Genomic DNA, 10,337 nt, shown 5'->3' with positions numbered 1-10,337 from the left:
AGCACGACCTTGCCAAGGTCGGGGTCGCGAGTTCGAGTCTCGTTTCCCGCTCCAAATTCTCAAAAACGCCGCTCAACAGAGCGGCGTTTTTGTTTGCGTTCGATTTGCCTCTTTCCTTCAAACCCGTTCCTCAGCGCTGCTGAGACGATCACATCGGCGCTGCAGATTTTGCATATTTATATAGATCCATAATGAATTTATGTAATGTAAATTTCGGTGTTATGGTTCTAATGCTGAGACGGTCCCGATCAATCGAGGCCCGTCCCTTCAGCAGATAATCGGCAACCGCACAGGCGGACCGCGCTCATTCAATGATCCGGTTCCGATGGAGCCTTGTGGAGATGCCCGTGTCGATCAAGTCCCTTATGTTGCGCACCGCCTTACCCGCGGTGTTGCTGGCTGCCTGCCTTGGCACCGTCCAGGCGGCAGACCTGGTGGTGGGCGATCAGAGTTATGGCGCGCGTACCGTGATGGAAGCCGCCGGCGTACTCGATGATTTGCCCTACACTCTGGAATGGAAACAATTCACCGCCGGATCACCGGTGGCCGAAGCATTGAACACCGGCAGTCTCGACGTCGGCCTGTTGGGCGATGCGCCGGCATTGTTCCTCGGCGCGCTCGGTGCGCCGATCAAAGTGATCGGTGTTTCCCGGCAGAACCTTGACGGTGTGGCGATCGTGGTCGGCAAGGATTCGCCGATCAAAACCATCAGCGACCTCAAGGGCAAGCGGGTGGCGATCTGGAAAGGCTCATGGAGCCAACAGTTGATGCTGACCGCGCTGGACAAGTCGGGTGTCCCGCGCAACGACGTGGACTACCGCTACCTGAGTGCACTGGATGCTTCCCATGCGCTGGACGGTGGCTCGGTCGATGCCATCGCGACGTGGGACCCCTACGTCATTCAGCAGGAGCGCCAAGGCGGGCGGGTGATCACCACGGCGACTGGCCTGATTCCAGCGCAGAGCTTCATTGTCGCCAACGATCGGGCGATAAAGGACAAGCGTGTGCAGATCAGCGATTTCCTGCAGCGTCTTCAAAAGGCTCGGACCTGGTCCGTCGCCAGCAAGCAGAACACCGACGCCTACGCCAACGCCTGGGCGCAGCTTTCCAAAGCCGATGCCGAGGTTGCGCGACGCTGGTTCGAGCGTTCGGCCACCGTGGTGCTGCCGATCACGCCGCAGGTGATCGCACAGGCGCAGCAGACCATCGACTTTTTCAACGGCGCCGGGCTGACGAAAGCCTATCCGGCTGGCACAGTGTTCGATGACTCGTTCACTCAAGTGCTGGACGGCACGGAGCAGGCGTCGGCGCAGGCGGCGCGATGATCCCGTCCATGCCGAAGTCGCAGACCATCGGGAGCACGCACCTATGAGTTTCACTTCGCTGCACTGGGGCGCTTATCGTCCGCGCGTGGACGCCGGGCGACTGGTGGGAATGGACCCGGTGGAGTGGGATGCCGACCCTTCACCCATCGGCGCGTCCATACCGGGCGCAATCGACTCGCCCACGCGGATCCGTCGGCCCGCCATCCGTCGCAGTTTTCTCGAGCGCTTTGCGGATCATCCAGCGCTGCGCCAGCCGCATCTGCGCGGTCAGGAAGCCTTCGTCGAAGTGTCCTGGGACACCGCGCTGGATCTGGTCGCAGCGGAATTGTCCCGGGTCAAAAGCGAGCATGGCAACCAGGCGATCTTCGGCGGCAGCTATGGCTGGGGCAGTGCTGGCCGTTTTCATCATGCACAGAGCCAGCTGCATCGATTCCTCAACGGATTTGGCGGCTACGTCTACAGCGTCGACAGCTACAGCCTGGGCGCCGGGCGAGTGTTGATGCCGCACATCGTCGGCAACATGGACTGGCTGCTGGCCGCGCATACGTCGTGGCAGAACATGGCGCGCCACTGCGAGCTGTTCGTGGCGTTTGGCGGGCTGCCCGTCAAAAACGCCCAGTGCAGCCCCGGCGGGGCGAGTGATCATCTGGTCAGTCAAGGGATTCAGGGCATGTCGGAGGCGGGCGTGCGCTTCGTCAATGTCAGCCCGCTGCGCAGCGATTTACAGGGCCCGGAACATAACGAGTGGCTGGCGGTACGACCTGGCAGCGATACCGCGTTGATGATGGCGCTGTGCTGGGTGCTGGTCGACGAAGGGCTGCACAATGAGGCATTTTTGCGTCGTTACACCGTTGGCCATGAGCGGTTCATCGAATACCTGTGCGGCAACGCCGATGGCGTGCCGAAAACGCCGGGGTGGGCGCAGGGCCTGACCGACATTCCCGCTTCGCGCATCGTCAGTCTGGCGCGTGAAATGGCGAGCAAGCGCACGATGATCAACGTCGCGTATTCGCTGCAGCGCTCGCAGTCTGGGGAACAGCCGTTCTGGATGACCGTCACGCTGGCGGCGATGCTCGGGCAGATCGGTCTGCCGGGCGGCGGGTTCGGTCTGGGTTATGGCTGCATGAACAACACCGGGAGCGGTCGCAAGGCGTTTTCAGGGCCAAGGTTTTCTCAGGGCGTGAACCCGGTCAAGGACTTCATCCCGGTGGCGCGGGTCACCGACATGCTGCTCAATCCGGGCGCACCGTTCGATTACAACGGCCGACGCCTGCACTATCCGGACATCCGCCTGGTGTACTGGGCGGGCGGCAATATTTTCCATCACCATCAGGACCTCAATCGCCTGCTGAACGCCTGGCAACGTCCGCAAACCATCATCGTCCATGAGCAGTATTGGACGGCTCAGGCGAAATACGCCGATATCGTGCTGCCGGCCACTACCGCCCTTGAGCGCGATGACATCGGCAGCGCGGCCTCCGACCGTTTCATGATCGCGATGCGCAAGGCCATCGAGCCGATCGGCGAGGCGCGTGACGATTACTCGATCCTGGCGGCGCTGGCGCAACGTCTGCACTTCGAGCAGGTGTTCACCGAAGGTCGTGATGCCGCTCAGTGGCTGCGCTTCATCTATGAGGAGTCGCGCCAGCGCGCCGACAGTTTTGCAGTCACGTTGCCCGATTACGAACAGTTCTGGCGTGACGGCCTGTTCGAGGTGGATTACCCGGAAAGCGACACCGTACTGCTCAAATCCTTTCGTGATGATCCCGAGGGCAATCCGCTGCCGACGCCGTCCGGCAGGCTGGAAATCTTCAGCGAGACGATTGCGGGTTTCGGTTATCAGGACTGTCCCGGCCATCCGGTCTGGCTGGACAAGCCTGTCGGGTCACTGCCGCTGCACCTGTTGTCGAACCAGCCGAAAACCCGCCTGCACAGCCAGTACGATCATGGCGCTTACAGTCAGGCCTCGAAGGTGCAGGGGCGTGAGCCGTTGACCCTCAATCGGCAGGATGCACAAGCGAGGGGGATTGACGAGGGCGACGTGGTGAGGGTGTTCAACCCGCGCGGGGCGTTTCTGGCAGGGGTCATCCTGTCTGATGACATTCGTCCCGGCGTCGCGCAGATTGCGACTGGCGCCTGGTTCGATCCGCTGAGCAAAGGCCACTCCCATAGCCTGGAAGTCCATGGCAACCCGAACGTCGTGACGGAGGATGTCGGCTCATCGAGCCTGTCTCAGGGCTGTTCGGCGCAGACAGCATTCGTGGGGGTCGAGAAGTGGCGCGGGCCATTGCCCGCAATCACCGCGTTCGACCCGCCGCTGATACTGGACTGACTCGGCCCTCGACCGTGATCAGATGCGCAAGGCTCAGTCCTGAGCCTTGCGCGCCGCGAACGCGGCTTTCCCCACGCCTTGCAACACCACATCGTTCTGGGGCGTGTGCACCCGAGCGCACAGCACGTTGCGGTAATGCCGTTGCAAGGCATTGCTGCGCGACAGCCCAGGATTGCCGGTCGCTTCGATGGCCAGCTCGACCGCCCGGATGGCGTTGCTGGTCACCAGGTATTTGATCTGCGCGGCATGGCTTGCCGGGGTCAGGCCGTGGGTTGCCGAATCCAGCAGCGTTCGGTTGGCGAACAGCAAGGTGTCGATGTGGCCGAGAACCTCCTGAAAGCGCGGCAGTGTCGACAACGACGCGCCGAGGTTGGAGGGCTTGCGTTCTTCGAGGAACTGCACCAGCCAGTCCCGCGCCGATTGCGCGACACCGTCGTACACCGAAGCCATCAACACCGCCATCCAGAGCACGCCGTTGGCGTCCAGCTCCGGCTGCGGCGCCGTCCACGGACTGGTGTTGACCGCATGATCGAGCGGCACCAGCACGTCCTCGAAGATCACTTCATGGCTGCACGTGGCGCGCATGCCCAGATGATCCCAGTCTTCGACGATACGCACGCCGGGGCTGTCCTTGCGCACCAGCCAGACGCCGACGGCAGGGTCGGTATCGTCGCTGCGCGCCCAGACGTTGAACCAGGTCAGGCCATGGCTGCCGGTGGAGTAGATTTTCCGGCCGTTGATCCGCCAGCCCTCGGTGGTTCGGTGCGCCACGGTGGCGGGCAGGCCGCCGCGCGAGGGTGAGCCCAGATCTGGCTCGACGCGCAAGGCATTGATCAGCGCGGCCTCGTTGACGGCGTCCAGCGCAACCCGACGGCGCAGGTGCTCTGGCCAGTTTCTGACGTCGCGGATACGCGTGTGTTGGATGTACTGCATCACCAGAATCAGCGCTGTCGACGGTTCACCCCTGGCCACGGCGCTGATGACCCGTTGCGCCTGGCGCAAGTCGGCCGCGCCGCCACCGAGCGCGCTTTCGACGGTCAGGCCAAGCAGTCCGTGCTCATGCAGCAAACGGAAATTGTCGTGTGGGAACTCGCCCGTCTCGTCGTAATGCGCGGCGGTTTCTGCCAGCTGCCGGCTGATTCCCTGCAAACGCAGAAGGAATGCGTCATCGGATTCGACGCTTGCAGCTGTGGCCGGTTTCAATCCTGCGTTCATGCCGGAACCTGTGTGTGTCTGTCGGTGGTTTGCACAGGCGCAGTCGACGCTCGGGCGGCGGTATAGCGGTTGACCGGAAACGGCAGCCCGAAATGTTCGCGCAGGGTCGTGCCGGTGTAGTCGCTTCGCTGCAGTCCGCGTTTCTGCAGGACCGGGATGACCAGTTCAGTGAAGTATTTCAGGCCGTCGGGGAGCAACGAGTTGATGATGAAACCGTCGCTTGCGCCGTTCTCGAACCAGTGCTGAATCTGATCAGCCACCTGCTCAGGCGTACCGACGAATTCGCGCCGTGGCCGGGAAAAGTCGAGCGCCACCTGACGCAGCGTCAGATGATGTTCACGTGCCTGCTGCTTGATACGATCGGAGCCGCCTTTCTGGCTGTTGGCCCCTAGATCACCCAACTCCGGGAACGGCGCGTCGAGCGGATACTGGCTGAAATCATGGTCGTTGAACGGCCGGCCGAGGGCGACAATGGCGTCCTCGATGCTCACCAGTTCAACGGCCTGTTGATAGCGATGCTCGACCTCTTCGGCGTTGCGCCCGACGATGGGGCGAATGCCGGGCAGAATCGACAGGGCGTCCGGGTTGCGGCCGAACGCTTCGGCGCGACGTTTGAGGTCGGCGTAATAAGCCTGGGCGTCTTCGAATGACTCGGCGTGCACGAAGATGGCATCGGAGTATTCGGCGGCAAAATTGCGCCCGTCCTCTGACGTGCCGGCCTGGAACAGAACCGGCTGGCCCTGCTTCGAGCGGGCGATGTTCAGCGGGCCTTTGACCTGGAAGAACTCGCCGCGATGATTCAGCGCATGCAATTTGTCGCGGTCGAAAAACTCGCCGGTCTGCTTGTTGCGGGTGAAGGCGTCATCTTCCCAGGAGTCCCAGAGCCCTTTGACCGTCGATACATGTTCCTTGGCAATGCGGTAGCGCACCGCGTGAGGCGGATGTTCGGCCTTGCTGAAATTTTCGGCGGTGCCACTGAGCCACGAGGTGACGACGTTCCAGCCGGCACGTCCGCCGCTGATGTGATCCAGTGAAGAGAACTGCCGGGCGACCTGGTACGGTTCTGTGTAACTGACGGTGACCGTCGCCACCAGGCCGATTTTCGACGTGGTCGCCGCCAGCGCCGAAAGAATGGTCAGCGGCTCGAAGCGGTTGAGGTAGTGCGGGCTCGATTTCTCGTGGATATGCAGGCTGTCGGCGATGAAGACGAAATCGAACTTCGCGTCCTCCGCCAGCCTTGCCTGGCCTTTGTACCACTCGAAATGGGTGCTCGCGTCGGCCAGCGCATCCGGGTGGCGCCATTCGCCCCAGCCATGCCCCACGCCATGCACCATGGCGCCGAATTTGAGTTGACGGGAATTGCTCATCAGATGCGCTCCTTCGGTCGCTTAGCGCGCCGCTTGCGGATTGTTCTGCGTGGCGGCCTGTTCGGCGGCCAGGCGAATGGCGTTGAATTCGGGATCGAAGCCGTTGGACACGTCGACGTGCTTGTTGAGGATGCCCTCGCGCTCATAGATGTCGGCGGTGTTCTGCAAGCCCTTGATCACGCTGTCGTCGATGTTCACCCGTTCCATGTGGGTGTCCTGATTGACGGCCACGTGGACTTCCAGCGGCAGGCCGGTGACCTTGGCCTGTGCGGCGGCGTATTCCTTGGGATGGGCGTTGACCCAGCGATAGGCGCGATCCAGGCGGACGACGAAGTCATCCAACTGCACGCGCTTTTCGGCGATGGCTTTGCTGGTGGCAGCGACGTAGGAATGGTTGGTCAGCAGGTCCGGGCCGTTGGGCAAAATACGTGCGCCATTCTGGGTGGCGACTGTGGTGTAGGGCGCCCAGGTCGCCCAGGCATCGGCGTCGCCGTTGTCGAGGATCAGCCGGGACTCACTCGGCAGTAGATAGACAAAACTGACATCGCTGGTTTTCAGTCCGGCTTCATTAAGCGCGCGAATGGCCAGGTAGTGCCCGATGGACCCGCGCCCGGTGACGATGCGTTTGCCTTTGAGATCGGCGACCGACTTGATCGGCGAGTCGTTACGCACGATCAGCGCGGTGGTGTAGCGGCCGTTGACGTGGGTGATGCTGATGACCTTCAGCGAAGCGCCGGCGCCCAGTGCGAATACGTACGGCGCATCGCCCAGCGCGCCGACGTCCACCGCGCCTGCGTTGAGGGCTTCACCCAGCGGCGAGGCTGAGGGAAATTCAGAAAACTTGATCTCATACGGTACGTCTTTCAGTTCGCCGGACACTTCCAGCAAGACCTTGAGCGCCGACTTCTGATTGGCCACCAGCAGCGGTTGCAAGGCGTCGGCTGCGAAGGCGGTCTGGCTCAATGACAGGGCCAGCGCTGCGCCGAGCAACAGATGTCTGGCGCGCAGCAGGGATCGGGGGAGGGCGGACATTGGTAAGTGTCTCCAGGCTTGGATATGAAATTCGCAGCCTCCGCCTGGAGAAGGGGTCGGCTAGAGTTATGACCTTAAGCCTATAAGAAACGTATGAGAAGTATCTTTTGGTTATATGCTAATTATGTATTTGCGTGATTTTGTTTGATTGCAATATAAAAATATTGCATTTAATCAAGGGCTGGATATTCACGTCGCAGGGCTTTGCGCTGCGCGTATCGTGTTGTGTATTGAGTTGTAATGGAGCAATGCGCCTGTCTGCGATGGGAGCGAGCCAACTGTCTTTAACAGCCCCCTCGGTCAACGGCGTGACGCCCGACGCCTTCCCGGCTAAAGCCGGTCCTGCGAAAAGCTCGCAGCGTCTGTAGGACCGGCTTCAGCCGGGAAGAGGCCAGTGCCTGCTGTAGAGATGTAGCGTCTGGAAGTCAGCGTTCATGAGCAAGCTTGGCCCACAGATCTGTGGCCTGGCTCGATGCCCGTCAGCCCCGCGTACCCTGTAGGAGCGCGCTTGCCCGCGAATTGGCCGGTGTGTTCGGCGGAGATGCTTCGGCTGGAAACCAGTCTTCGCGGGCAAGCGCGCTCCTGCGGGAGTTGAGCGTGCCCGGAGAGTTCGGGAATACCCGGAGAACTCTGTGGGAGTGAACCTCACATCGCGGCAGGCGCTCATGCAGCTTTTTGCTCAGGGCGTCAAATCACGTGGAAACCGTGTGTGCCGTCTCGACCCAGCTGCTCGACCAGACCGAACTCCCAGTCCAGATACGCCTGCATGGCTTCGCGGGGTGCCTCAGTGCCTTCATAGGGCCGACGATAGCGGTCGATGCGCGGGGAGGCCAGATGGGTTTCACCTTGTTCGAGCTCGAACCCGGCAGCAATCCAGCTCGCGGTACCGTCCTTGAGCAAAAAGACCGGCTTGCCCGTCAGCGCCTCGACTTCAGGCACGGCCAGACGCGCCAGCTTGCTGCTCCCGCAAGTCAGGACGTAGCGCTCGGCAGCAGGGATTTTACGCAGGGCATTGGACAGGTCGGCGCGCAAGGTCCACCAGGCGCCGGGGATGTGCTGCTTCACGTAGTTGGCGCTGGCGGTGAAGTCGAGCACCGCCACACCGGCATGCTGCTGCCATTGGCGCAGGGTGTCGGCGGTAATTTCTTCAACCTGCCAAGGTGTGGGAACGGGCGCATTCCAGGCGCCTTTTTCGCTGAAGTCGCCTGCTCGCAGGTCGTCGATCACGAACACTTCCCAGCCCAGTTGGGCCAGCCATGAGGCCGACATGTTCGCCCGCACGCCGTCGTCATCCACCAGCACGATACGTGCGCCGCGCACGCTGGCGTAGTGATCGGTCTCCTGCACCAGCTGCCCGCCCGGTGTCGAGCGCGCGCTCGGCACGTGACCGGCTTCATATTCTTCCGGCGTGCGCACATCGAACAGGTACGTGGTGCGCGCGGCGTCTGTCTGCCAGGCTTTCAGTTCGGCGCGGCTGGCGCGCTTGACGCCGGCACGGTCGGCGACATGACGCGCATCGGAACGCGCGGTTTGTCGGGTTGCCTCTTTGACCTCGGGGAAGCGGCGCGACTGGCCGTGATCCAGTGTCTGGCCTGCCAGCAGCCAGCCGATGGTGCCATTGCGCAGCGCCGAGATCGGGTTGGGCAGGCCCGCGTTAACCAGCGACTGGGTGCCGATGATGCTGCGGGTGCGACCCGCGCAGTTGACGATGATCCGGGTCTTGGGATCCGGCGCCAGCTCGCGCGCGCGCAGCACCAGTTCGGCGCCGGGCACGCTGACCCCGGTGGGAATGCTCATGGTCTGATATTCATCGAACCGGCGCGCGTCCAGCACCACCACATCGGCCTTGGCATCGAGCAGCTGTTTGACTTCTTCGGCCGCCAGCGACGGCGTGTGCCGGTGATGCTCGACCAGTTCGCCGAATGCCTTGCTCGGCACGTTGACGTCGATGAACAGCTCGCCGCCGGCGTCGCCCCAGCCCTGCAAGCCGCCCTCGAGCAGCTTCACGTTGCTGTAACCCAGCGATGTCAGCCGCTCCAGCGCCACCTCGACCAGGCCTTCGCCATTGTCATAAACCGTGACGGCCGTGTCGCGACGAGGGATGCGGGAAAACACCTCCAGTTCCAGTTTGGAGAGCGGAATGTTGGCGGCGAACAGCGGGTGAGATTCGGCGAAAGGCGCCTCCTCGCGCACATCCACCAGCGCGACTTCCTCCCGCGCCAGCAGGGCTTTACGGATGTCGCTGAACGATCTTGTGCTTTGAGTCATTGGGCTTGGTTCTCTTTGGACAGATCCCAGATGTTCGGGAGATAAGCGTTGGAATAGCCGGAAATAAACAGTTTTTCGCTGCCGTCGGGTTGGTAGACGGCACGCTTCACGGCGCCGATGTTGGCGCCATAGACGTGGATGCTGACGGACACCTGGTCGTCGAACGCGTTGCTCACCTGATGGATGTCATTGCTGCGAGGCGAGAGGGCTTCGACGTGGCCGGGTTCAAGGCGGATCGGCGCCCCTTCCTGTTCGAGCCGGCCATCGGCGCTGCGCGCGAAGCCTTGAGAATACTCGGCGCCGCGCAACATGCCGATCAGACCCCAGACGCGATGGTCGTGAATCGGCGTGCTTTGACCCGGTCCCCAGACGAAACTGACGATGGAAAAGCGCTGGCGCGAGTCGGCGTGCAGCAGGAATTGTTGATAGCGTGTAGGGTCGGGCACGGCGAACTCGTCCGGCAGCCAGTCGTCGTGGCTGACCAGTTGCCCGAGCAGTTTGCCGCCGCGATGCAGCAGATCACCCTCGCGGGGATTGCCATCGATCAATTCAGCCAGAGCGCCAATGAAGGCCCTGAGTCGTTCAGGGTGTCGAGGGTGAGTCATGTCGGCTCCGGGCAGTTGTGGATGATCAATATAAGCATAATCTGCGTGCTTAATATGCTATTTATTGATGATTAGGTTATAACGAAAAGGCATTTGATAACCCTTGGGCAGGGTGCTGAAGGCGGGGCGCACTATCCAGAGGCCGCAATTGGAATTATGCTTTTTGCCTATCTCCTTACTTATTTTCCATGTG

7 protein-coding genes are annotated in these 10,337 nt (G+C 61.9%); 2 read left to right on the top strand and 5 right to left on the bottom strand.

What is annotated here, in order from left to right; all coding sequences use genetic code 11:
* The first annotated feature begins 365 nt into the window (after positions 1-365).
* Both QRN36_RS13770 and QRN36_RS13765 read left to right on the top strand, forming a co-directional pair.
* The gene (locus QRN36_RS13770; RefSeq protein ID WP_285424530.1) at positions 366-1,325 is read left to right on the top strand and encodes an ABC transporter substrate-binding protein; all 960 of its coding nucleotides are present in this window, start codon (positions 366-368) and stop codon (positions 1,323-1,325) included.
* Between the two features lie 43 nt (positions 1,326-1,368).
* Entirely contained in the window at positions 1,369-3,657 is a 2,289-nt protein-coding gene (locus tag QRN36_RS13765; RefSeq protein ID WP_285424523.1) for a molybdopterin guanine dinucleotide-containing S/N-oxide reductase, read from the top strand.
* Between the two features lie 33 nt (positions 3,658-3,690).
* Here the strand turns inward: QRN36_RS13765 and QRN36_RS13760 are convergent, their stop codons facing one another.
* The 5 genes from QRN36_RS13760 to QRN36_RS13740 form a co-directional block, all read right to left on the bottom strand.
* The gene (locus tag QRN36_RS13760; RefSeq protein ID WP_285424522.1) at positions 3,691-4,872 is read right to left on the bottom strand and encodes an acyl-CoA dehydrogenase family protein; all 1,182 of its coding nucleotides are present in this window, start codon (positions 4,870-4,872) and stop codon (positions 3,691-3,693) included.
* A complete protein-coding gene (locus QRN36_RS13755; RefSeq protein WP_285424521.1) occupies positions 4,869-6,239 on the bottom strand; it encodes an LLM class flavin-dependent oxidoreductase in 1,371 nt (456 codons plus the stop codon). Before QRN36_RS13755 ends, QRN36_RS13760 begins: the two co-directional genes overlap by 4 nt.
* Positions 6,240-6,260: 21 nt before the next feature.
* On the bottom strand, positions 6,261-7,271 hold the full coding sequence (locus tag QRN36_RS13750; RefSeq protein WP_285424520.1) for an ABC transporter substrate-binding protein: 1,011 nt from the start codon (positions 7,269-7,271) through the stop codon (positions 6,261-6,263).
* Between the two features lie 687 nt (positions 7,272-7,958).
* Entirely contained in the window at positions 7,959-9,539 is a 1,581-nt protein-coding gene (locus tag QRN36_RS13745; RefSeq protein ID WP_285424519.1) for a rhodanese-related sulfurtransferase, read from the bottom strand.
* Positions 9,536-10,144 (bottom strand): cysteine dioxygenase, encoded by a 609-nt coding sequence (locus QRN36_RS13740; protein ID WP_285424518.1) that lies wholly within the window; start codon positions 10,142-10,144, stop codon positions 9,536-9,538. Before QRN36_RS13740 ends, QRN36_RS13745 begins: the two co-directional genes overlap by 4 nt.
* Positions 10,145-10,337 lie beyond the last annotated feature (193 nt).

Origin of the sequence: Pseudomonas sp. efr-133-TYG-103a (assembly GCF_030209235.1) — a bacterium.
GTDB lineage: Bacteria > Pseudomonadota > Gammaproteobacteria > Pseudomonadales > Pseudomonadaceae > Aquipseudomonas.
The sequence above is the reverse complement of the archived record's forward strand: the minus strand, read 5'-3'. Positions and strand labels throughout refer to the sequence as shown.

What these genes read in the sequence shown, in the direction of transcription:
- QRN36_RS13750 (WP_285424520.1), bottom strand. Translation starts at nt 7,271, where the DNA reads ATGTCCGCCCTCCCCCGATCCCTGCTGCGCGCCAGACATCTGTTGCTC.
- QRN36_RS13745 (WP_285424519.1), bottom strand. Translation starts at nt 9,539, where the DNA reads ATGACTCAAAGCACAAGATCGTTCAGCGACATCCGTAAAGCCCTGCTG.
- QRN36_RS13760 (WP_285424522.1), bottom strand. Translation starts at nt 4,872, where the DNA reads ATGAACGCAGGATTGAAACCGGCCACAGCTGCAAGCGTCGAATCCGAT.
- QRN36_RS13755 (WP_285424521.1), bottom strand. Translation starts at nt 6,239, where the DNA reads ATGAGCAATTCCCGTCAACTCAAATTCGGCGCCATGGTGCATGGCGTG.
- QRN36_RS13765 (WP_285424523.1), top strand. Translation starts at nt 1,369, where the DNA reads ATGAGTTTCACTTCGCTGCACTGGGGCGCTTATCGTCCGCGCGTGGAC.
- QRN36_RS13740 (WP_285424518.1), bottom strand. Translation starts at nt 10,144, where the DNA reads ATGACTCACCCTCGACACCCTGAACGACTCAGGGCCTTCATTGGCGCT.
- QRN36_RS13770 (WP_285424530.1), top strand. Translation starts at nt 366, where the DNA reads ATGTTGCGCACCGCCTTACCCGCGGTGTTGCTGGCTGCCTGCCTTGGC.